This is a genomic window from Caballeronia sp. LZ065 (assembly GCF_031450975.1).
In the GTDB taxonomy this organism is placed as follows: Bacteria; Pseudomonadota; Gammaproteobacteria; order Burkholderiales; family Burkholderiaceae; genus Caballeronia.
In genome coordinates this window covers 265,958-286,545 of record NZ_JARUXV010000001.1, presented here as the reverse complement: position 1 = coordinate 286,545, position 20,588 = coordinate 265,958, and the positions used below count along the sequence as shown (strand labels likewise).

Sequence of the window (20,588 nt, the reverse complement as noted above, 5' to 3'; positions counted from 1 at the left end):
AACTCCGTTCCCCCTTTCAGTTTTCAATCGTCGCCGAGCAGCATCGCATCGATGCCGTCGCACAGACAGTGAATGGTCAGCAACTGGACTTCCTGGATCCGCGCCGTCCGCTCCGACGGCACGCAGACATGGATATCGGTTTCGGCCAGTACGTCGTTCATGGCGCCGCCGCCGTCGCCGGACAGCGCGATCACGAGCATCTCGCGCTCGTGCGCCTCCTGAATGGCTGCCAGCACGTTCACCGCGTTCCCCGACGTACTGATCGCGAGCAAAACGTCTTCCGCCTGCCCCAGCGCGCGCACCTGGTTCGAGAAGATCTGCTCGAAGGCAAAGTCGTTGCCGATGGCCGTCAGGATCGATGTATCCGTGGTCAGTGCGATCGCCGGCAAGCCCGGACGCTCCCGCTCGAAGCGGCCAATCAGATGCGCCGCGAAACGCTGCGCATCCGCCGCCGAGCCACCGTTGCCGCACACGAGAATCTTGTTGCCATTGGCCAGTGCGCCGAACAGCGTGTCGACGGCGGCCGCGATCGGGACCGCCAGCGCATCGAGTGCTTCGAGTGTGAGCGACGCGCTGTCGCGAAAATGCTGCTGGATACGTTCGACTGACATCGCTCTCGATCATCGGCCGCAACCTGCGGCGCCGTTCAGCATAAAGGTAATCGCCCGAAGCGCTGCCCGGGGCGAAGGTTGTTGCGCAGTTTACCGCATGCATCACGCAGCACGCCGCTGCTTCAGGCTTCGTCCGCGCGAAAGGCGTCGGGCATCCAGTGAATACGGCCGGCATCGAACGTGACGACATCGAACCGGCACGCCGGCAACGCGCCGCGCCATGTCGTCAGGAAATACTCCGCGGCTCGCACGAGCCGCGCACGTTTCCTTGCATCGATACTCGCGGCCGCCTGCGCAAACCGTCTGCTCCGTCTCGCCCTCACTTCGACAAACACCAGCGCGCCATGCGCATCGAGCATCACGAGATCCAGCTCGCCGCCGCGGCACGTCACGTTGCGCGCGACCAGGCGCATACGTCTTCGCTGCAGATAATCGAGCGCATGAGCTTCGAATGCATCGCCGAGCGTCTTGGACATGGCTTCTTCCTGAAAGTTGTCGACGGGACGGCTACATCGCACGTGGCAAAATGACTTCCTTTCTCCCGATGCCCGTCACATGTCCTCACTTTCCGCGTCACTCTCCGGCCTCGCCGATGGACAGAGCTATCCGACGGGCGCCCTCTATGTCGTCGCCACCCCGATCGGCAATGCCGCGGATATCACCCTGCGCGCGCTGCATGTGCTCGGACTGGCGGATCGCATCGCCGCCGAAGACACGCGCAACACCTCCCAATTGCTCGCGCGCTACGGCATCTCGAAACCGTCTATCGCGGTACACGAGCACAACGAGAAGAGCGCCGCCGAACGCGTGATCGCGCATCTGCGCAACGGCGAGCGCATTGCGTGTGTCTCGGACGCCGGCACGCCGGGTATCTCCGATCCCGGTGCGCGTCTCGTGGATGCCGTGCGTGAGGCCGGTCTTCCCGTGATCCCGTTGCCGGGCGCCAGCGCGCTCACGACAGCATTGAGCGCGACGGGCGCCTGGGTGAACAGCTTCACGTTCATCGGCTTCCTGCCGACCAAGGCGAAGCAACGCACCACGCACTTGCGGACGCTCACCCAGCATCCGATGGCGCTGGTCTTCTACGAAGCGCCGCATCGCATTGTCGAGACGGTGCGCGCGCTTGCCGAGGCTTTCGGCGGCGAGCGGCAGTTGTTGATTGCCCGTGAGTTGACGAAGTTACATGAGAGTCTGCATCGCTGCACCCTGGCCGAAGGGCCAGCATGGCTCGAGGCGGATGCGAACCGTCAACGCGGGGAATTCGTGCTGGTGGTGGAAGGTGCGCCCGATATCGAGGACGCGGATGACGCCCACGACGGCCTGCTCGGGACCTTGCTGGACGAGTTGTCGGTGAAGAGCGCGGCGCGCATCGCTGCAACCTTGACCGGCGGATCGCGCAACGTGCTGTACGAGCGCGCGCTTACGCTCGCAAAACGCGCGGGGCACGAAAGCCAGGACGAAGAGGAATAAAAAACGGGCCGTCGCAAGACGGCCCGTCATGGTTCTGGAACGAAGGAAATTCGTTCAGGCGATCAGCACGATCAGTTCACGCTGCCGTCGGCCAGCGACTGTGCCTGTTCTTCGCGAGCGTCACGCGCTTCCTGCTGCGTGAGCCCTTCGATCTTCACCTTCTGCGTACCGGTGCCGCGCATGCCGAGCACAGCCGCGGCGGCATACGAGAGGTCGATCACGCGTCCGCGCACATACGGGCCACGGTCGTTGATCTTGACCACTACCGTCTTGTGATTCGCCTCGTTCGTCACTCGCACCCACGACGCCAGCGGCAACGTGCGGTGCGCGGCGGTCAGGGCGTTCATGTTGAACTTCTCGCCGCTCGCGGTCTTTCGGCCATGAAACATGCGGCCGTACCACGACGCCTTGCCCTTCTGTTCGAAGCTGCCGACGTCCGGACCGGAGGTGATCGGCTCGGCGTCAGACAGCGACTGCGACGGCTGCGCCGGCTTGTCCGCCGGAAGCGCGGAAAGGTGCGAATCAAAGGCGAGCGGCCCGACCGGGCGGGCACTGCTCGTGCTGAGAGACTTTGTAGTCTGAGGATTGGATGCGACATTGCCCGAACCCGGCGCGGCGCAACCAGCCAGCACACCAACGGCTAGCAGGCTCCCGACATGTCGAATAAATCGAGCATTCATAGACGTGTACCAATGATAAAAGCGCAGCCGCGCTGCGCTGGTCGGCGCGCGCAAGGCTGCACAAGGCATGGCCGCGCAAAAGCACAAAGCCGCTCGGTCAAGCGAACGGCAGGCCCTGCACGGATGCGGCGTACTCGTGCCGCAAAGCCCGGTTATTGTTCACGTCTGGCGCAACCTGTCCCCGGCAGCCTGACCAGACCCCACATGCCGCCATCGAACATGGCATCACGCTCGTGCGCTGGACAAACCAGTAAAAGCGCAGGAACGGCGGCGTAGGCCCCATCCGGCGTGACGGCAGCAAGGCCATCTGACAGACGCGCAGCGTCTGGCCGGACAAGACGTGTGCACCTACGAAAGGTGCCTGAATTGCGATTGCGAGGCTTTTGGCCCCCAACAGCGTACTGAAGGCAATTGTAAAAACGCGCTAGCGTCTGAACATTCACCTGATGACAGCATGGTGACTCCCATGCACAAGTAGTGCCATTATACAAAAAACCCGGGGTTTAGCTCGTCGGACTGTGCAAACCGTCATTGATTTTCACTATGACCGTAAGAATTGCCGGTTCCCGCCTCGTTTTCAGTCACAAAACGCGGCTTATCGCTCCCCAATGCGGCTCGGTACAATGGACGTTTTTACAGCCTCGCTTGTACCCACGACAGTCATATGAAAGTCATTCTCGTTCCCGTGACGCCGTTCCAGCAGAACTGCTCCATCGTCATCTGTGAAGCGACCCGGCGCGCGGCTGTCGTCGACCCGGGCGGCGACATCGAACGCATTATTGCCGAGGTCGAGCAACAAGGCGTGACGGTCGAGAAGATCCTGCTGACGCACGGTCATCTCGATCACTGCGGCGGCGCCAAGGCGCTCGCGGATCACTACGGTGTACAGATAGAGGGCCCGCATCGGGAAGACGCCTTCTGGATCGATCAGTTGCCGGAGCAGACGAAGCGCTTCGGTTTCTCGAATGCCGAAGCCTTCACGCCTGCGCGCTGGCTCGACAACGGCGACACCGTGCAATTCGGCGACGAAAACATGACGGTCTATTTCTGTCCCGGCCATACGCCGGGTCATGTGGTTTTCTTCAGTGAGGCGCATCAACTGGCGTTCGTCGGCGACGTGCTGTTTGCCGGATCAATCGGCCGCACCGACTTTCCGCGCGGCAATCACGCGGATCTCGTCCGTTCGATCCGTGAAAAGCTCTGGCCGCTCGGCGACGACGTCACGTTCGTGCCGGGCCACGGCCCCGCCTCGACGTTCGGCGAAGAGCGCCGCACCAATCCTTTCGTCGGCGATGGAGTCCTTGCGTGAACGCCATTCCTGAAATCTACGTCAGCACCGACGTCGAAGCCGACGGGCCCATTCCCGGTCCGCATTCGATGCTGAGCTTCGCATCGGCCGCCTTCACTGCCGACAAGCAGCTCATCGCCACGTTCTCCGCGAATCTCGAAACGCTCGAAGGCGCCGCGCCGCATCCGGTGCAGGCCGCCTGGTGGAAGACCCAGCCCGACGCGTGGGCCGCCTGCCGCAAGGACCTGCAAAAACCGGAGCCGGCATTGCGGGCCTATGTCGAATGGGTGGAGGCGCTGCCGGGCAAGCCGGTGTTCGTCGCGTATCCGGCGGGCTTCGACTTTACCTATATGTTCTGGTACATGATGCGCTTCGCCGAGCGCTGCCCATTCTCGTGGTCGGCGCTCGACATCAAGACACTCGCCTTCGCGATGACCGGCCTGCCGTACCGCAAGGCCATCAAGCCGCGTCTGCCCAAGCACTGGTTCGACGAGTTGCCGCATACGCACGTCGCACTCGACGATGCCATCGAGCAAGGCGCGCTCTTCTGCAACATGCTGGCGGAGTTGCGTGCCAGCCAAAAGGCGGCCAGCGCCACGGCCGGCACACCCGAAGACACGGAAGGTAAAACCGCGCAGTGAGGCCAATGAGTTAGGGAAACTCCCTCAGTGCAGCCTCGTTGCATTGCGTTTCTTTTCCGAGGCCTCTACTATGAGAGTCAGATCGCGACCGAACGGAGGCGCAGTTGACTCTCGATACATTCTCACAAAAAATCCTGCGTCTTCTGCAACTGGATGCACGGCGCTCCGTTCAGGAAATCTCGGATCAGGTCGGGCTGTCGAGCACGCCGTGCTGGCGTCGCATCAAGGACATGGAGCAATCCGGTGTGATCCAGCGCTACACCGCGCTGCTCGATCGCGAAAAGCTCGGCTTGCATGTCTGCGCACTCGCGCATATCCACCTCACGCGGCACACGGAAGGCGGCGTCGAGCAATTCGAGCGCGAGATCGCCACCTGCCCCGAAGTGACCGAGTGCTACAGCACCACTGGCGAATCGGACTACATCCTCAAGATCGTGGCGCCGGACATCAAGGCATACGACGCATTCCTGCACGACCGCATCTTCAAGATCCCGGCTGTCGCGCAGGTTCGCACCAGCGTCGTGCTGCGCGAGATCAAATTCGATACGCAGTTGCCGCTTTGAGTCGAAGCACCGTCGCGCTGGCCTGACGCTTCAGGTTGCGCGGTCGGGATGCGGAGTGCGGGAAAGGGCAAGCGCCTGGGTCACGCGAAGTTCACGCGCGCCGATCCGTCGGCCGAGCGCGCCGAAGTCAATGGCTCCGAGCCGTGCGGCGGTGTCGTGCGCCGCCGGGGCCGGCAGAACGATCTCGACGTCAAAGCCGCCGCTCAGATAATGCAAGCCCAGCGACTGCACCGCCAAGCCGTGCTGAGCAAACGCACTGCGCACGGTTTCGCTGACCATGGAACGCAAGGGGAAGTTGCCCGGCAACGGATTGAGCTCGTCGCTCTCCGGATCGACATGAATGAGCGCGTCGAGCACGCGCGAGTCGGCTCGGACATGGGCGCGCGCCGATTCCGCGATAAAATGACCTTCCGAAACCGATATCAGCGGATCCACCAGAATATGCGCGTCGACCATGGCGAGATCACCCATTTTTCTCGTGCGCAGCTCATGCACTTCACGCACGCCGGGCGTGTTCAGCAAAATCACGCGCAAATCATTCGTGGTGGTTTGATCGAGCGCGCGGTCAGATAAATCCTGCAAGGCGTCCCACGCGAACGTCCATCCCATTTTCGCAATCAGAAATCCTACAAGCGCGGCGGCGATTGGATCGAGAATACGAAAGCCCGCCAGACTCCCGACGATTCCCAACGCCACCACCAGCGAAGAAGCCGCGTCAGAACGCGCGTGCCATGCATTTGCAACAAGCATGGCCGAGCGAACCCTCTCCGCAGCACGAAGCATGAATCGAAACAACGTTTCTTTCGAAATCAATACAACGATTGCTACAACCAAGGCGATGGCGTGAACCGGCGGAATATCCTGAAGGTTCACGAGTCGCGTTCCCGCCCGCCATAACATCCCGACTCCGACCGCAATCAACAATCCACCGAGGAATAATGACGCGACGGTCTCATAGCGGCTATGCCCATAGTTATGATCGAGGTCCGGCGCGGCGGCCGCATGACGATTGGCGATCAGAACAATGAAATCGGACACGATATCGGCCAACGAGTGAAACCCGTCCGCTATCAATGCTTGGGAGTGAGCAAGAAAACCAACGACGAGTTGCGCAATTACGAGTCCGCTATTCAGCCCAATGCTCGCCCAGGTCGTCCGGCGGGCAACTTCCTGCTTTTCGGCAATATTCGAACTCGAAAGTGACATGTCAATGTGTCTCGGCTTGCTCAGACGGTCACTTTAACGCGCGGCGCGCAAAGGATGCCAGGTTTGGATCGGATGGTCCAATCCAGGCTGCAAGGACCTTGGACACGATACTGCGGCGCCATGGCCGCAACAAAATCCGTTCGACAAAAAACAAAGGCCGCGCCCCTGGGGCGCGGCCTTTACCGGCAGTCTTGACGCAGAAATTTACTTGCTGATCAGGAAACTGTCGCGGTCCTGTCCGGCAATCCATTTCGGCGGCTTGCCGCGGCCCGACCACGTGCTGCCGCTTTCCGGGTCGCGGTATTTCGGTGCGACGCCCGAACGGCTGCGCGATGCCTTTGATACCTTTGCACCCCGGCCGCCAGCGAGTTCCTGAAGCGTGATGCCGTAATCCGCCATTTTCTGCTTGATCTCATTAAGCACTTCGGCGTATTCGCGCGACTTCGCTTCTTCAATCTGGCGTTCGAGAGACTCGCGCTGTGCGAGCAGTTCCTTGTATGAAGGCATGGCAATTCCCTAAGTGGTTTGCTGATTTACGAATCGACTCGCTCGCTTGCAGTTTTCGGTATAGCCTCGGACTGGCACGCAGATTAACACAGTTCTGATTAACGCGACACGGGCGGTTTGCCGCTTAATAAACTTTTGCGACTTTCTTCGTAAGATTTGCCGATTATTCCGATCTCCGAAGCACCGCCCATTAGGCTTAAAAAGATACGACCCAATCAAAATAGCCAAGCCTCACTGGCATCGCATGAGAACAATCAAGCTGATGCTCCTCGAACGTTTCATGGAATGACAGCTTGGCAGACGCTTTCACCAGATTTTGTAATGTACATGAGAAGCGCCTGCCGCTTTTATCATTCAGTGGGAATTCAGACGTTTCGCTCGAAACAATCGATAAGCGCAAGCTTCAGTTCATCCCTTGTTTGCATGGGCTTATCGAATGTAAAACGATTGCGACAACTTTCATGCTGCAAATCGCATCCGTAACGGTCAATCCCCATTAACCGAATTCCGGCGGGCCGGGCCGGGTAAGCCTCGAAATATTCACACAGCGTTGATTCGTCATCGTGTGAAAGCGGCTCAAGCGGATCCAGCTGGTCTTCGCCGAGCCAGCCCATCGCGCCAAAGCCGCCGATATAACGCATGCGCGCCAGTTTCATCACCCAGAAAGAGAAGTCGCCCAATTCAAGGTAACGCGCCGCGTGCGGGTGATAGCGCAGATAGCGCCGCGCGAGCTGCTCGCTCTCTTCCGGCCCGGCGGGCAAGAAGGCGCCGAGCATCGTCAGACGCTGTCCTTCCAGCACGTTGCCGTGTCCCGCGTGCGTGACGAGAAAGCCAGCCTGCGCATTGGCTTGCAGGTTGCGCGTGTGTTCGGCGAGACGGCTGATCAGCAGCATCGGCATGTGCTTCGCGGTCAATGCAAACGGCAAGACGGTCGGATACGGAAAGCCCTCGGGTTCGCGCGAATGCGTCGCGAGCGTGCCTTCCGCGACGTGATGCAGCAAATGAAGCGGGGCTTGGGATGGAATATGCATTGAATCCTCGTGCGGCGGCGATGTGTCCACGCGATGGTAATGCAGCGCCCTCGAGCGTGTCTCCTGGCCGTTCGATAGAATCGAAAACCTTCGCACAAGCAGGCAAGCTGTCAGGTTGCGCTGCGTTGCGCCTCACTTCAGAAGCTCTCTCGTGTCAGACTCGACCACCGCCTCTTCCGCCGTCCGCGAAACCAGTCCGGCGCTCGCGCTGCATCGCAGCCTTCCCTACGCCACGCGCGTGCGCGCCCGCTACGCGACGATGGCCATCTTCTTCATCGCCGGCATGATGTACGCGTCGTGGGGCGTCCACGTGCCGACGGTGCGCGACAAGTTCTCGCTCAGTCCCGGCATGCTGTCCCTTGCGCTGTTCGCGGTGGCGGGCGGCTCGATTTTCGCGATGCTCACCGCCGGCTCGTGGATCGCGCGCGCCGGCACGCGGACCGCGTGCATGACGGGCGGCGTCCTGATGATGCTCTGTGGCGCGCTGATTCTCGTGACGCCATGGTTCTGGCTGCTGCTGCTCGTGCTCGCCTTGTTCGGCTTCGGCATGGCCACGCTCGACGTCGCAATGAACGCCGAAGCCAGCGCGGTCGAAGAAGCGCTGGACCGGCCGATCATGTCGTCGCTGCACGGCATGTTCAGCATCGGCGGGATGGCGGGCGCGGCGGCGGGCGGCGCGCTGCTCGCGCACGGACTCGCGCCGGCGGCGCATTTCGCGCTGGCATCGGGCGTGAGCCTGCTGGTGCTGCTCGTCTCCATCCCCGCCACGCTCCCGCACGTGCCGCATCACGATGAACACGCGAAGGCGTCGTCGTCGAAACGCTGGCGCTCGGGCGCGCTGTGGGCGCTCGGCGGCCTGGCGCTGATCGCGCTGATCGCCGAGGGCGCGATGTACGACTGGGCCACCGTCTATATGCGCGACGTGGTGGAAGCCACGCCTTCGGTCTCGAGCGCCGCCTACGCTGCTTTCTCGGGCGGCATGGCAGCGGGCCGTTTCGGCGGCGACGCGGTGCGCGCGCGTTTCGGCGCGCCGCAACTGATCTTCGGCAGCGCGGGGCTCGCGTTCGTCGGCATGGTGATGGCGCTCGTGCTGCCGAACACGATCTTCACGATGACCGGCTTCACGCTGATGGGACTTGGTCTCGCGAACATGATGCCGGTGCTGTTTGCCGCTGCGGCGCGCGTCGAGGGCGTGACGCCCGCCGAAGGACTCGCGCAGGTCGCGGGTCTCGCTTATTTCGGACTGTTGCTCGGGCCAGTGCTGATCGGCGGTGTCGCGCAGGTCACGAGTCTGCCCATCGGCCTGTGCGTGGTCGCCGCCTGTTGCGCGGTCATCACGCTGATCGGACCGAAAATCCTCAGGCGGCTGAAGATATGAAAAAACGCGCGGCCCTTGCGGCGCCGCGCGTTTCTCAGGACCGAAGTCCCGTGTGACTTACATCTTGACGACGTCGAGCAGGGTTTTCTTGCCCTTCTTGTAGTCGTACAGCGAGATCACGCCGTGCTTCAGGTCGCCCTTCGAATCGAAGCTCGTCTGACCGATCACGCCCTTGTAGTCCGTGTTCGGCATCGCGGCGAGGATCTTCGCCGGATCGGTCGAGTTCGCGCGCTTCATCGCGTCGACGATGATGTACACCGCGTCATACGTGAACGGCGCGTAGATCTGGATCGGCTGGCCGAAACGCTTCTGGAACTTGGCCGCGAATGCCTGGCCGCCTTCCATCTTCTCGAGCGCCATGCCGGCTTCCGAGCACACGATATTGTCGGTCGCGTCGCCGGCGAGGTCGGCCAGCTTCTCGGTGCAGACGCCGTCGCCAGCCAGAACCTTCGCGCGCAGGCCGAGCTGCTTGGCTTGCTTCGCGAACGGGCCGCCGGTGGCGTCCATGCCGCCGTACATCACGGCGTCCGGGTTTTCGCCCTTGATCTTCGTCAGAATCGCGCGGAAGTCGACAGCCTTGTCGTTCGTCGCGTCATGCGAGATCACCTTCAGGCCGAGCGACTTGGCGGTCTTCTCGAACTCGTTCGCGAGACCCTGGCCATAGGCGGTCGAGTCGTCGACGACGGCAACCGTCTTCACCTTCAGATTCTTCGCCGCGTAGTTGGCGAGTGCCGGGCCCTGTTGCGCATCGGTCGCGACGACGCGGTACGTCGTCTTGAAACCTTGCTGCGTGTAGGCCGGGTTCGTTGCCGACGGGGAGATCTGCACGATGCCTGCATCGCTGTAGATCTTCGACGCCGGGATCGAGGTGCCGGAGTTCAAGTGACCGACAACGGCGACAACCTTGTCATCGACGAGCTTCTGTGCGACTTGCGTAGCGGTACGCGGGTCAGCGGCATCGTCTTGCGGGTCCAGTTGCAGCGTGATCTTTTCGCCGCCGATCGTGAGACCCTTTGCGTTGATCTCTTCGACTGCCATCCGCGCGCCGTTTTCGTTGTCCTTGCCCAGGTGAGCAATGCCGCCGGTCAGCGGAGCGACGTGACCGATCTTGACGACCTGGTCGGCTGCTGCGGTCGTTGCCAGCGTGGCGAACAAAACAGCCGCGGCGCTGATCGGCAACAGTTTGTGAAGCTTGGTGTTCATGTAAGTCTCCAGTTTCGGTCCCAAAAACAACGTAATCGCCCTGTGCCCCGTCTTTCATCTCGATCGCTCAGTCCCGTGGACGACCACGCCGGATGCATCGTCATGCACTTGGCAAGTCCTTCTGGCGGGCCGTTCGTGGCGGCCGCCATCCGCACTGCGCGCAAGTGTAGGGTTGTCAAATTAATTTAGGGAAGTTTTTTAGGATACTGGTATCACTACCGATTAACGGCCAGTTGTGAGCGCCGTCGGTTTGTGCTGGCGTTTGCGCGAAGACGCCCTGTTCATGCGGGTTTCCGAGATATCGGCTTACAGTCTTTTGAGCGTCATTCAAGTTTCATCACACGACGCCGATAATCTCCGGCCATCAGATCATTAGGCTGATTTTTAAGCCGCGCTTTTAGGCGGCGATTAGGCTCATCGCTCTACATAATGCTGCGCATGGTCAAGCATCGTGCCAGGCGGCGACAAAGCGGACCAGGGCAGCTGAAAGGGAAAGCTGGCACACTCACCCGCCTCGGCATCTCACACACAAGGAGCTTCGACGTGACCGTACCCGTGACTTCCCGCTGGATCGACATTCCCGCCGATGGCGGCAGCTTCCAAGGCTATCTCGCGCTGCCCAAGACGGGCAGCGGACCCGCCGTCATCATCCTGCAGGAGATCTTCGGCGTGAACGGCCACATCCGCAGCGTCGCGGATCAATATGCGGCCGATGGCTATGTCGCGCTGGCGCCGGACGTCTTCTGGCGCACGCAACCGCGCGTCGAGCTGGGCTACGAAGGCGCGGATCGCGAGAAGGCGATGGAACTGCTGCAGAAGACCAAGGTGGAAGCTGCGGTGGCCGACGTGGGCGCGGCGGCCAAGGCGCTGAAGGCACTGCCGGAAGTGACGGGCAAGGTGGCGGCGATCGGCTACTGCTTCGGCGGCCGGCTCGCTTATCTGGCGGCGGCGCAAGGGTCACTGGATCTGGGCGTGGCCTATTACGGCGGCGGCATTCAGAACGCACTCGACCAGGCCGATCAGGTCAAGGTGCCGATGCAGTTCCACTACGGCGAGCTCGACGCCCACATCCCGGCGGACGCCGTGGATGCCGTGCGCCAGAAGTTCGCCGGACGCAAGGACTCGGAACTGTATGTGTATCCGCAAGCCGATCACGGCTTCAATTGCGGTGATCGCGCTTCGTACAACGCGAAGGCATCGGCGCTCGCGCACGGACGCACGCTGACGTTCCTCGGCGAACACCTGTAAGAACCCGACAGCGCGCGCACGCAAGCGCGCGCCGGTCAGTTATCTGACGGACTGCCGGGCCTGCCTAAATCAGCGCAGGCAGTCCCTCGACCAGCAGGAACGCGGCGAGCACGCCTAGCAGCGCGCCACACACGCGCAAGGTGTTGTTCTTGAAATGCGTCGCACAGGGAATGGCCCCGAGAAACAGGGCGCCGGCGAGCGCCATCGGAATGATCAGGATGAAGTCGCCGATCGTGAAATACGTCATGGTGCGTCTCCCTTCGTCCAGCTTGTGCCTGGGTTGTCGCGCGCTGAAGTTCTGTTCTGTACGTCGACATTTTCGAGTATAGGCGGCGCCTCGAAGGGCGTCGGGCCTTCTTCGTCCGGCGGGAAACGCGCGGGATCGTAAAACCCTTGCGCGACAAGGGCTTGCGGGCGACTTTTTTAAGCGCCCACGTAAAAACCCTTACTTTCTTCGTATTTCAACTGGCTTTCTGATTAACGCGCGGCCTATCGCGCAGGCGCGGTTCCGATCCGTTCCCTGCGATCGAGATACACCGCAGCAGCCAGGCCGACGAGCAGCAGCGCGCCAATGAGCCCAGCCACGCCCGACCAGCCGAACGCGGTCCAGAAGTGGCCGCCATACGAGCCGATCACGCTCGAGCCTAGGTAATACGCGAGCAGATAGAGCGCCGCCGCCTGGCCTTTGGCCTGCGCGGCGAGTCGTCCGACCCAGCCGCTCGCGACCGAATGACCGGCGAAGAAACCGAAAGTCAGGCAAGCGATGCCCGCGATGATCACCGGCAGCGACATCGACAAGGTCAGCGCGATGCCGAGCATCATCAGCAGGAGACTGGCGATCAACACACGGCCACGCCCGAAGGCATCGGCCAGCTTGCCTGAGCTGGGCGATGCGATGACGCCCGTCAGGTAGACGGTGAAAATGGCGCCGATCTGCGTCTGGTTCAACCGGAACGGCGCACCGAGCAGACGATAGCCGACGTAGTTATAGAGCGTGACGAAGCTGCCCATCATGACGAAGCCCAGCAGGAACAGGAACGGCAGGCCGCGATGGCGCACGTGCCCGGCCAACGAGCGTCGATGCTGCGTGAAACCGACGCCGCGCCGGGGCTGAAAGCGTTGTGACGGCGGCAGCAGCGCGCGAAAGATCAGCATGGCAAGCAGTCCGAGCACCCCGATTCCGCCGATCGCCACGCGCCAGCCGAACAGATCCGCCAGCACGCCGCTGATCACGCGCCCGGCCATGCCGCCGATCGCCGTTCCGCCGACATACAGTCCCATCGCGAGACCGAGTCCTTTCGGATGTACTTCCTCGGCGAGATAGGCCATCGCGACGGCGGGCACGCCGCCGAGCGCGAAACCGGCGAGCGCGCGCACGATGAGCAGCGCGTGCCAGTCCGGCAGCACGGCCACGAGCACCGTCAGCACCGATGACGCCAGCAGCGACAGCGTCATCAGCCGGTGGCGGCTCCAGCTTTCGGAGACGAATCCCGCGATGAAGATCGCGACCGCCAGGGCGGCTGTGCTGACGGACACCGCCAGCGCGCTGACCGCCGGGCTGACGCCGAACGCCTTGGTGAACTCCGGAAGCAGCGGCTGCACGCAATACAGCAGCGAGAAGGTGGCGTAGCCGGCAAACAGCAGCGCGAGCGACGCCCGCCAGTACGCTCGCGAGCCGCGTTCAAGATACGGGGGCTCGCCGACATCGCCTTCCAGGGTTGACCCGGCCGAAGCAGCACGCATTTTTTAAGTATTCTTTGACAAACCTTCAACGATACGCTGCGACGAGGGTTTTGCCTAATCTGCGGCAGCTAATAATTGACGATCAGCGCGCAATTACTTCCAATCGTCTGCGCTCGACAACATAAGACGGCAATTGGCGTCGCGTCGGCGCGCCGCGATGCGCTAAAGTAAGCGCACAATCGTTCATGAACGCCGCGCGCCGAAGCCCCACGCGCCAAGGCTGACGAGGCGAAAGTCTGGTGCACGGGCCCTCGCTGGCCTGTGTTTGTTGCGATATTTTTGACCGGCGCGTCATCCTCAGCCGGCGTTGAAACGGGGATTCATCATGCAAATCGGTTCGATTGTCCGCTCAGTGCATATTGCCGTGCCTCAGGGCGCGCGCGGTATCGTCATGCGCATTCTCGGCGACATGGCCATGGTCGCCTGGTACGCAGGCGAGCCCGGCGTCACCCAGCTGCTCAACACGGAGCCGTTCTTTCTCGAAGACCTGATCGACACCGGCGACATCGTGCGGCCCGCGAACACCGTCGTTCACTGACGCTCACTGAAAACCGCCGATGCCATCCGCGCGCCGGCGCGGCACAATGCCGGGATGAACTCAATCGATCCCGACTCCCACGGCGCGCCCGTTCCCCGTGATGGCGACGCGCCTCCCTTCGCCGGCCTCACGCCCGAGCGTGTGCTCGATGCACTCGACAGCGTCCTGCTTCCCGCAGGCACGCGCACCGACGGCCGCCTGCTGCCCCTGAACAGCTACGAGAACCGCGTCTACCAGGTGGGTGTCGAGGACGGCGCGCCGGTCGTCGCGAAGTTTTATCGGCCGGAGCGCTGGTCGGACGGCGCAATCCTGGAAGAGCATGCGTTCGTCGCGAGCCTCGCCGCACGCGAAATTCCGGCCGTGCCCGCGCGCGCGCTCGAAGGCGCCACGCTGCACACGTTCGGCGGCTTCCGCTTCTCCGTGTTCGAACGCCGCGGCGGACGCGCGCCCGATCTCGATCGCAGCGACACACTCGAATGGCTCGGGCGCTTCATCGGGCGGATCCACGCGGTGGGCGCGATCGAGCCGTATCGCGAGCGCCCGACGCTCGACATCGCCACCTTCGGCTACGAACCGCGCGACTACCTGCTCGAACACGGCTTCATTCCCGCCGACGTGCGCGAAGCATGGGAAACGGTCGTCGCGATGGCGCTCGAAGGCGTCGCACACTGTTTCGAGCGCGCGGGCGACGTGCAGCATCTACGCCTGCATGGCGACTGTCATCCGAGCAATGTGCTCTGGACCGACGGCGGCCCGCACTTCGTCGATTTCGACGACAGCCGCATGGGCCCGGCCATCCAGGACTTGTGGCTGCTGCTGCCGGCGGGCCGCGCGGATGCCTCGCGTGCGCTGACGGACCTGCTCGCGGGCTACGAGGATTTCTGCGAGTTCAATCCGCGCGAATTGCATCTGATCGAAGCCCTGCGCACGCTGCGGCTGATCCACTATTCCGCGTGGCTCGCGCGCCGCTGGAACGATCCGGCCTTCCCTGCCGCGTTTCCCTGGTTCAACACGCAGCGCTATTGGGAGGAGCGCATCCTCGAATTGCGGGAGCAAATCGGCGCCATGCAGGAAGGGCCGCTCTGGCCGGTCTGAAATCTTTCGTGACACGCAGGCGCCTTAAGCAATCACAAAAGATTGCAAAGCCTTTTAGCGCGTGTAACGATAACGATTCTCATCTTCCCGTCTCCGTTCGATCGCCGTGTTTGCACGCGTTTGCGATCGGGGCGGGGGTGTGCATCCCACTTCGAATTCCTGGAGAGACGCTTGAACGCGCCTAACACCCTCAATCCGCAGCCGCCTGCAGCGAGCGGCCCGGCCCATTATCGTCCGCATGGCCGTCTGATCGACGATGCCGAGCAATTCGTGCGCAAGAACCGCTCGCGCCGCTCGACCTTCCTCAAATGGCTGCGCAAGGTGCATGGCTGGATCGGTCTGTGGGGCGCGTTGCTCGGGCTGCTGTTCGGTGTGACGGGCTTTCTGCTGAACCATCGCGCGCCGCCGCTGCGCATCTCGACGGGCGAGCCGCAGGTGTCGCAGTTGCAAATGCCGTTGCCGGCGGAAGGCTTCAAGACGCCGCGCGACATGGGCACCTGGCTCAAGCGCGAACTGAAACTCGACGGCAATCTCGGGCGCACGCGCCGCGAACCGTCGCATCCCGTGGGCTGGGGCGACAAGAGCACGATGCAGCCGGAACAATGGTCGGTGATGGTGGCTTCGCCGGGCGGCAACGTGATGGCCGAATACTGGGTGGGCAACAACTTCGTTTCGGTGAAGCGCACCGACAACACCTTCCTCGCGATGATGACCAACCTGCACAAGGGCGTGGGCCTGAGCGTGGGCTGGGTGCTGCTCATCGATACCTTTGCGGGCAGCATCGTGCTGCTGTCGCTGACGGGCGTGCTGTTGTGGACCGAGCTCAACAAGAAGCGCACGGCAGGCGCGGTGATCGTGGCGGCTTCGCTGATTGCGGCGGTGGTCTGCGGGTTGATTTGATCACCGGTTGATCGCGCATCGGCGCGATCAACCGCTCACACGCCGCACACTTCCCCTTTCCCCGCCACTTCACGCGCCGCCTTCGCGCCTTCCACCTGCAGCAACTCCGGCAGCGAGACGCCGTTCTTGGCGGCGGTGACTTCGGCCAGTATCGAAACCGCGATCTCCGGCGGCGTCCTGCTGCCGATATAGATGCCCACCGGCCCATGCAGCCGGGCCAGCTCGGCTTCGCTGAGATCGAACTCCTTGAGGCGTTCGCGCCGCGCCGCGTTGTTGCGCCGCGAACCCAGCGCGCCGACATAGAATGCCGGCGTCTTCAGCGCTTCCATCAGCGCAAGGTCGTCGAGCTTTGGATCGTGCGTCAGCGCGATCACCGCACAGCGTTCGTCGAGCTGCATCTCCATGACGGTGTCGTCGGGCATGGTGCGGACGATCGTCGTGCCCGGCACGTCCCACTCTTCCGTGTATTCTTCGCGCGGGTCGCACACCGTCACCTGATAATCCAGCCCGACTGCGATGCTGCACAGATAGCGCGACAACTGCCCCGCGCCGATCACCAGCATCCGGTAGCGCGGGCCGTGAATGGTCAGCAGTTGCTGGTCGTCGAAGAGCACGCCGTCGGTGGCCTGGGCCGGTTCCAGGCGCACGGCGCCGGTCGCCATATCGAGCTTGCGCGCCACCAGCCTGCCGCTTTCCACCGCCGCACATAGCTCTGCGATGCCGCTCGCGCGCGTGAGCGGCTCGAGCACGAGCTGGATGATGCCGCCGCACGGCAAGCCGAAGCGATGCGCCTCCTCAGCGCTGATGCCGTATTTCACGGCCTCGGGCACGGTCTGCTCGATGCCCCGCTGGCGCACCCGCTCGATCAGATCATCCTCGATACACCCGCCGGATACCGATCCGACCACGTGTCCATCGCCGCGCACGGCGAGCATTGCGCCTTCGGGGCGTGGCGACGAGCCCCATGTTTTGACGACCGTGACGAGCAGTGCACGATGGCCTTCTTCGAGCCATCGCGCGCTGTTCTTCAGGACTTCGAGATCCACGCTGTCCATGATTTCTTTCCCTTTTGCTGCACGTCCTGTTCTTCGGGCGCATCCGGCGCGTCGCCGTTGCCTTCGGCTGCGGCATCCTGCGGCGCCTGATCGCCCTGAAGCTGCGCGCCAAAGCGCTTGAAAAATTCTGCCGCAATCTTGCGGGCCGCGCCGTCGACGAGACGCGAGCCGATCTGCGCCAGCTTGCCGCCCACCTGCGCGTTGGCGGTATAGCTGAGCTTCGTTGAATCGGCATCGTCGCCGGGTTCGAGATGCACGGTCGCACTGCCCTTGCTGAAACCCGCCGCGCCGCCCTGCCCTTCGAACACGATCGTATAGGTGCGGGGCGCGTCGATGTTCGTCAGCTCCATTCTGCCCTTGAAACGCGCCTTCACCGGACCGACCGCCGCCGTCATCGCAACGGCATAGGCGTTTTCGCCCTCGGCTTCGATGCTGTCGCAGCCCGGAATGCAGGCTTTCAGGATCGACGCGTCGTTGAGCGCTTCCCACGCGCGTTCCTGCGTGACGGGCAAGGTGTGCGTTTCGGTCAGTTCCATCGCGGGCCTCCGGAGGGCGGATGTTGCGACAAAGTGGCGAGTTCGCGTCCGACGGCCGCGAGACTGTCGAGGTTATGCGCCGCGAGCATCGCATCGCGTGCGGCAGGATGGCGCGCGCACCCCGCGCGCGCGGCGTGAATGCGGCGTAGCGCAGCAACGGATTGAGCCACACGAGCCGGTGGGCGAAACGCCTGAGCCGGTGCATCTCGGCATCGAGCACGTCGATGGCTTCATGATCCAGGCCATCGGTCACGAGCAGGACCGTCGCGCGTCCCGCCAGCACGCGGCGCGCCCAGCGCCGGTTGAACTCCGCGAGCGCCGCGCCGATGCGCGTACCGCCCGACCAGTCCGCCACGCTCTGTCCGAGTGCGGCGATGGCGATATCGGGATCGCGTTCGCGCAGCGCGCGCGTGGCGTGAGTCAGGCGCGTGCCGAACAGGAACACTTGCAACCGTTCACGCGACTGCACGAGCGCGTGGCAGAAATACAGCACCGCGCGCGAATAGGCGCTCATCGAACCTGAAATGTCGAGCAGCAGCACCAGCGGCGGGCGGCGCTCCACGGCCGCGCGATACTTCCACACGGTCCAGTCGCCGCCCGAACGGACGGCATGACGCGCGCTCGCTTTGAGGTCGGCATGCGTGCCGCGCGACGCGGCCTTGAGCCGGCGCGTCGGCTCGGTCGCGAGCGGAATACGGTGCGCGCGAATCTGATGCCGCAGCGTGCGCCATTCGTCGGCGCTGAGCGTGTCGAAGTCGCGGTGACTCAAACGTTCTTGCGCACTGAACGTGATGCGCGCGTGCGCCTGCTCCGGTTGCGCGTCCGGAGCCGGCGGCTGCGGGGTCTGCACTGACGCGGCGCGCGCCGCCAGCGCATCGGCCAGACGGTTGTTGCGCTTGGGAGGCGGCATGCCGTTCGTCACCTTCGGCAACAACAGCGCGCGCAGCTTGCCTTCCCAGTCGGGATCGCGCCAGAACAGATCGAAGGCCGCGTCGAAAATCTCGCGCTCGTCGCTCGCATGCACCAGCAGACAGGCGAGCGTCGCGCGGACATCATCGCGCCGGCCGAGATCCACGTAACGCAGCGCGTCGAGTGCATCGACGGCCTGCGCAGGCGACATGCCGAGCCCCGCGCCACGCAGCAGCCTCACGAAATGCACGACATTGCGTGCGAATGGCCCCAGCGTCATGGCGCCGCCGCGAGACAGCGCGCGAGCGTATCGGCGTCCATGCGCGCGAGATCGTCCTGGTACTTGAGCAGCACGCCCAACGTGTCCTGTACCGATTGCGGATCGAGCTCCGACACCGACAACGCCGCCAGCGCACGGCACCAGTCGATCGTCTCCGCCACGCCCGGCGCCTTGAACAGGTCCAGCGAGCGTAGCGCGTGGACGAACGCAACGGCGCGCTCTTGCAAGGCCTGCCCCGCTTCGGGCGCGCGCGCCGCGACGATCGCCAGTTCCACGTCGCGCGCCGGATAGCCGATCCACTGATACAGGCAGCGGCGCTTCAACGCGTCGTGCACTTCGCGCGTGCGGTTCGACGTCATCACGACGAGCGGCGGCCGCGCGGCGCGCACCGTGCCGTACTCGGGTATCGACACCTGGAAGTCCGACAACAGTTCCAGCAGAAAGGCCTCGAACGGTTCATCGGCGCGGTCGATTTCATCGATCAGCAACACACGGCGCGCGTCCGGATGCGCGGCATCGGGCAGCAAGGCCTGCAGCAGCGGACGCTTGAGCAGGAATTCGCCGCGATACAGCGAATCGTTCGACGGCGTCTCGCCCGCCGCTTCCGCCAGCCGCAGCGCCATGATCTGCCGCGGATAGTCCCATTCGTACAGCGCGCTCGCGGTATCGAGTCCTTCGTAGCATTGCAGCCGCAGCAGCGTCGTGCCGCACACGCCGGCGGCCGCCTTCGCGAGCTCGGTCTTGCCGACGCCCGGCTCGCCTTCGAGAAACAGCGGGCGCTGCAGCTTCAGCGCGAGAAAGAGCGCCGTCGCGAGTTCGCGGTTCGCGAAGTACTGCTGCTCGCGCAGGCGCGCGAGCGTCTCGTCGATGGAAGCGGGGTCGTCCTGCATCGCCGCTAGAAAGACAGCGCGCGTTCGACCGCACGCCCCGCGAGCACCGGTATCAGGTGCGCGCGGTATGCGGCGCTGGCGTGCATGTCGGCGTTGAGCTGATCGGGCGCAATCGTCACGCCGCGCGCCGACGCCACCGAAAAGTCCTTCGACAACGCCGCCTCCAGTTCGGCGTGCCGGAACACCGAAGGCGCCGCGCCCGTCACGCCGATGCGCACGCCGTCCTTGAACTTCGCGACGAACACGCCGACCAACGCGAAGTGCGACGCGGGATTGCGAAACTTCTCATACGCCGCGCGCTCCGCCAGTGGAAACTCGACTGCGGTGATGAGTTCATCCGGTTCGAGCGCGGTCTGATACATGTCGATGAAAAAGTCGTCGGCGGCGATGCGCCGGCGGTCTGTCACGACGGTCGCGTTCAGCGCGAGCACGGCGGACGGATAGCACGCGGCGGGATCGTCATTGGCGAGCGAGCCGCCGATGGTCCCGCGCTCGCGCACCTGGCGGTCGCCGATCCGGCCCGCGAGATCCGCGAGGCCCGGCAATGCCTGCTGCACGTCCGGGTTCGCCGCCACCCCGGCATGGCTCACGGCGCCGCCGATGGTGAGCGTGCCGCCATTCAGCGTGACCGCTTTCATCGACGCGATGCGCGTCACGTCGATCAACGCCGACGGCTGCGCGAGACGCAGGCGCATGGTCGGCAGCAGGCTCTGGCCGCCGGCGAGGAACTTGGCCTCGTCGTTCGCGGAAAGCGCCGCGACGGCTGCCTGCGCTTCGCCCGGCCGCTGATAATCGAATGAGTACATGGCCGATCTC

The 20,588-nt window shown here is 63.5% G+C and carries 22 protein-coding genes and 1 pseudogene; 9 read left to right on the top strand and 14 right to left on the bottom strand.

Annotated features, from left to right (window positions below; genetic code table 11):
• Positions 1-23: 23 nt before the first annotated feature.
• Positions 24-611: a phosphoheptose isomerase gene (locus tag QCE63_RS01365; protein WP_309829810.1), complete on the bottom strand. Its 588-nt coding sequence runs from the start codon at positions 609-611 to the stop codon at positions 24-26.
• Positions 612-733: 122 nt separating this feature from the next.
• A complete protein-coding gene (locus QCE63_RS01360; RefSeq protein WP_309829808.1) occupies positions 734-1,087 on the bottom strand; it encodes a YraN family protein in 354 nt (117 codons plus the stop codon).
• Positions 1,088-1,166: 79 nt separating this feature from the next.
• Between QCE63_RS01360 and rsmI the strand changes: the two genes are divergently transcribed.
• Entirely contained in the window at positions 1,167-2,081 is a 915-nt protein-coding gene (rsmI, locus tag QCE63_RS01355) for a 16S rRNA (cytidine(1402)-2'-O)-methyltransferase (protein ID WP_309829806.1), read from the top strand.
• A 71-nt stretch (positions 2,082-2,152) separates the two neighbouring features.
• Here the strand turns inward: rsmI and QCE63_RS01350 are convergent, their stop codons facing one another.
• Positions 2,153-2,761 carry a septal ring lytic transglycosylase RlpA family protein gene (locus tag QCE63_RS01350; protein WP_309829804.1) on the bottom strand — a complete coding sequence of 203 codons (609 nt, stop codon included), beginning with the start codon at positions 2,759-2,761 and terminating at the stop codon, positions 2,153-2,155.
• Positions 2,762-3,425: 664 nt separating this feature from the next.
• On the opposite strand from QCE63_RS01350, the gene QCE63_RS01345 reads away from it, so the two are divergent.
• The 3 genes from QCE63_RS01345 (at position 3,426) to QCE63_RS01335 (ending at position 5,253) form a co-directional block, all read left to right on the top strand.
• Positions 3,426-4,070 carry an MBL fold metallo-hydrolase gene (locus tag QCE63_RS01345; protein WP_309829802.1) on the top strand — a complete coding sequence of 215 codons (645 nt, stop codon included), beginning with the start codon at positions 3,426-3,428 and terminating at the stop codon, positions 4,068-4,070.
• Entirely contained in the window at positions 4,067-4,690 is a 624-nt protein-coding gene (locus QCE63_RS01340; RefSeq protein WP_309829800.1) for an exonuclease, read from the top strand. The genes QCE63_RS01345 and QCE63_RS01340 overlap by 4 nt, the downstream gene beginning before the upstream one ends.
• Positions 4,691-4,794: 104 nt before the next feature.
• Complete coding sequence (locus QCE63_RS01335; protein ID WP_008352298.1) at positions 4,795-5,253, top strand: Lrp/AsnC family transcriptional regulator; 459 nt, start codon at positions 4,795-4,797, stop codon at positions 5,251-5,253.
• 30 nt (positions 5,254-5,283) lie between these two features.
• On the opposite strand, the gene QCE63_RS01330 is transcribed toward QCE63_RS01335, so the two are convergent.
• The 3 genes from QCE63_RS01330 to QCE63_RS01320 all read right to left on the bottom strand — a co-directional run bounded on the left by QCE63_RS01330 (position 5,284) and on the right by QCE63_RS01320 (position 7,997).
• Entirely contained in the window at positions 5,284-6,459 is a 1,176-nt protein-coding gene (locus QCE63_RS01330; protein WP_309829798.1) for a cation diffusion facilitator family transporter, read from the bottom strand.
• A 204-nt stretch (positions 6,460-6,663) separates the two neighbouring features.
• The gene (locus QCE63_RS01325; protein WP_309811155.1) at positions 6,664-6,966 is read right to left on the bottom strand and encodes an H-NS histone family protein; all 303 of its coding nucleotides are present in this window, start codon (positions 6,964-6,966) and stop codon (positions 6,664-6,666) included.
• A gap of 365 nt (positions 6,967-7,331) precedes the next feature.
• Positions 7,332-7,997: a DUF2470 domain-containing protein gene (locus QCE63_RS01320; protein ID WP_309829795.1), complete on the bottom strand. Its 666-nt coding sequence runs from the start codon at positions 7,995-7,997 to the stop codon at positions 7,332-7,334.
• 151 nt (positions 7,998-8,148) lie between these two features.
• On the opposite strand from QCE63_RS01320, the gene QCE63_RS01315 reads away from it, so the two are divergent.
• Positions 8,149-9,375, top strand: a complete 1,227-nt coding sequence (locus QCE63_RS01315; RefSeq protein WP_309829793.1) for an MFS transporter — start codon at positions 8,149-8,151, stop codon at positions 9,373-9,375.
• A gap of 57 nt (positions 9,376-9,432) precedes the next feature.
• Here the strand turns inward: QCE63_RS01315 and QCE63_RS01310 are convergent, their stop codons facing one another.
• Complete coding sequence (locus QCE63_RS01310; protein WP_309829790.1) at positions 9,433-10,578, bottom strand: branched-chain amino acid ABC transporter substrate-binding protein; 1,146 nt, start codon at positions 10,576-10,578, stop codon at positions 9,433-9,435.
• 543 nt (positions 10,579-11,121) lie between these two features.
• Here QCE63_RS01310 and QCE63_RS01305 point away from each other — a divergent pair.
• Positions 11,122-11,826, top strand: coding sequence for a dienelactone hydrolase family protein (locus QCE63_RS01305; RefSeq protein WP_309829788.1), 705 nt, complete (start codon positions 11,122-11,124; stop codon positions 11,824-11,826).
• Between the two features lie 64 nt (positions 11,827-11,890).
• Here the strand turns inward: QCE63_RS01305 and QCE63_RS01300 are convergent, their stop codons facing one another.
• Positions 11,891-12,073 (bottom strand): hypothetical protein, encoded by a 183-nt coding sequence (locus tag QCE63_RS01300; RefSeq protein ID WP_309811135.1) that lies wholly within the window; start codon positions 12,071-12,073, stop codon positions 11,891-11,893.
• A gap of 242 nt (positions 12,074-12,315) precedes the next feature.
• Positions 12,316-13,569 carry an MFS transporter gene (locus tag QCE63_RS01295; RefSeq protein ID WP_309829786.1) on the bottom strand — a complete coding sequence of 418 codons (1,254 nt, stop codon included), beginning with the start codon at positions 13,567-13,569 and terminating at the stop codon, positions 12,316-12,318.
• A 325-nt stretch (positions 13,570-13,894) separates the two neighbouring features.
• Here QCE63_RS01295 and QCE63_RS01290 point away from each other — a divergent pair, with 325 nt between their 5' ends.
• From QCE63_RS01290 to QCE63_RS01280, 3 genes are all read left to right on the top strand, one after another.
• A complete protein-coding gene (locus QCE63_RS01290; protein WP_309811131.1) occupies positions 13,895-14,107 on the top strand; it encodes a hypothetical protein in 213 nt (70 codons plus the stop codon).
• A gap of 54 nt (positions 14,108-14,161) precedes the next feature.
• Entirely contained in the window at positions 14,162-15,202 is a 1,041-nt protein-coding gene (locus QCE63_RS01285; protein WP_309829784.1) for a serine/threonine protein kinase, read from the top strand.
• Positions 15,203-15,373: 171 nt separating this feature from the next.
• Positions 15,374-16,102, top strand: a complete 729-nt coding sequence (locus QCE63_RS01280) for a PepSY-associated TM helix domain-containing protein (RefSeq protein WP_309829781.1) — start codon at positions 15,374-15,376, stop codon at positions 16,100-16,102.
• Positions 16,103-16,137: 35 nt separating this feature from the next.
• Here QCE63_RS01280 and QCE63_RS01275 read toward each other — a convergent pair whose 3' ends face one another.
• The 5 genes and pseudogenes from QCE63_RS01275 to QCE63_RS01255 form a co-directional block, all read right to left on the bottom strand.
• On the bottom strand, positions 16,138-17,157 hold the full coding sequence (locus tag QCE63_RS01275) for an XdhC family protein (RefSeq protein WP_309829780.1): 1,020 nt from the start codon (positions 17,155-17,157) through the stop codon (positions 16,138-16,140).
• Positions 17,130-17,693, bottom strand: coding sequence for a carbon monoxide dehydrogenase subunit G (locus tag QCE63_RS01270; protein WP_309829779.1), 564 nt, complete (start codon positions 17,691-17,693; stop codon positions 17,130-17,132). Before QCE63_RS01270 ends, QCE63_RS01275 begins: the two co-directional genes overlap by 28 nt.
• Positions 17,684-18,882, bottom strand: a pseudogene (locus tag QCE63_RS01265) (vWA domain-containing protein). The gene QCE63_RS01270 and the pseudogene QCE63_RS01265 overlap by 10 nt, the downstream one beginning before the upstream one ends.
• Positions 18,879-19,772 carry a MoxR family ATPase gene (locus QCE63_RS01260; protein ID WP_309829776.1) on the bottom strand — a complete coding sequence of 298 codons (894 nt, stop codon included), beginning with the start codon at positions 19,770-19,772 and terminating at the stop codon, positions 18,879-18,881. Before QCE63_RS01260 ends, QCE63_RS01265 begins: the two are co-directional and overlap by 4 nt.
• 5 nt (positions 19,773-19,777) lie before the next feature.
• Positions 19,778-20,578, bottom strand: a complete 801-nt coding sequence (locus QCE63_RS01255) for a xanthine dehydrogenase family protein subunit M (RefSeq protein ID WP_309829775.1) — start codon at positions 20,576-20,578, stop codon at positions 19,778-19,780.
• Positions 20,579-20,588: the final 10 nt, after the last annotated feature.

What these genes read in the sequence shown, in the direction of transcription:
- QCE63_RS01365 (WP_309829810.1), bottom strand. Translation starts at nt 611, where the DNA reads ATGTCAGTCGAACGTATCCAGCAGCATTTTCGCGACAGCGCGTCGCTC.
- QCE63_RS01360 (WP_309829808.1), bottom strand. Translation starts at nt 1,087, where the DNA reads ATGTCCAAGACGCTCGGCGATGCATTCGAAGCTCATGCGCTCGATTAT.
- rsmI (WP_309829806.1), top strand. Translation starts at nt 1,167, where the DNA reads ATGTCCTCACTTTCCGCGTCACTCTCCGGCCTCGCCGATGGACAGAGC.
- QCE63_RS01350 (WP_309829804.1), bottom strand. Translation starts at nt 2,761, where the DNA reads ATGAATGCTCGATTTATTCGACATGTCGGGAGCCTGCTAGCCGTTGGT.
- QCE63_RS01345 (WP_309829802.1), top strand. Translation starts at nt 3,426, where the DNA reads ATGAAAGTCATTCTCGTTCCCGTGACGCCGTTCCAGCAGAACTGCTCC.
- QCE63_RS01330 (WP_309829798.1), bottom strand. Translation starts at nt 6,459, where the DNA reads ATGTCACTTTCGAGTTCGAATATTGCCGAAAAGCAGGAAGTTGCCCGC.
- QCE63_RS01325 (WP_309811155.1), bottom strand. Translation starts at nt 6,966, where the DNA reads ATGCCTTCATACAAGGAACTGCTCGCACAGCGCGAGTCTCTCGAACGC.
- QCE63_RS01320 (WP_309829795.1), bottom strand. Translation starts at nt 7,997, where the DNA reads ATGCATATTCCATCCCAAGCCCCGCTTCATTTGCTGCATCACGTCGCG.
- QCE63_RS01310 (WP_309829790.1), bottom strand. Translation starts at nt 10,578, where the DNA reads ATGAACACCAAGCTTCACAAACTGTTGCCGATCAGCGCCGCGGCTGTT.
- QCE63_RS01300 (WP_309811135.1), bottom strand. Translation starts at nt 12,073, where the DNA reads ATGACGTATTTCACGATCGGCGACTTCATCCTGATCATTCCGATGGCG.
- QCE63_RS01295 (WP_309829786.1), bottom strand. Translation starts at nt 13,569, where the DNA reads ATGCGTGCTGCTTCGGCCGGGTCAACCCTGGAAGGCGATGTCGGCGAG.
- QCE63_RS01290 (WP_309811131.1), top strand. Translation starts at nt 13,895, where the DNA reads ATGCAAATCGGTTCGATTGTCCGCTCAGTGCATATTGCCGTGCCTCAG.
- QCE63_RS01285 (WP_309829784.1), top strand. Translation starts at nt 14,162, where the DNA reads ATGAACTCAATCGATCCCGACTCCCACGGCGCGCCCGTTCCCCGTGAT.
- QCE63_RS01275 (WP_309829780.1), bottom strand. Translation starts at nt 17,157, where the DNA reads ATGGACAGCGTGGATCTCGAAGTCCTGAAGAACAGCGCGCGATGGCTC.
- QCE63_RS01270 (WP_309829779.1), bottom strand. Translation starts at nt 17,693, where the DNA reads ATGGAACTGACCGAAACGCACACCTTGCCCGTCACGCAGGAACGCGCG.
- QCE63_RS01260 (WP_309829776.1), bottom strand. Translation starts at nt 19,772, where the DNA reads ATGCAGGACGACCCCGCTTCCATCGACGAGACGCTCGCGCGCCTGCGC.
- QCE63_RS01255 (WP_309829775.1), bottom strand. Translation starts at nt 20,578, where the DNA reads ATGTACTCATTCGATTATCAGCGGCCGGGCGAAGCGCAGGCAGCCGTC.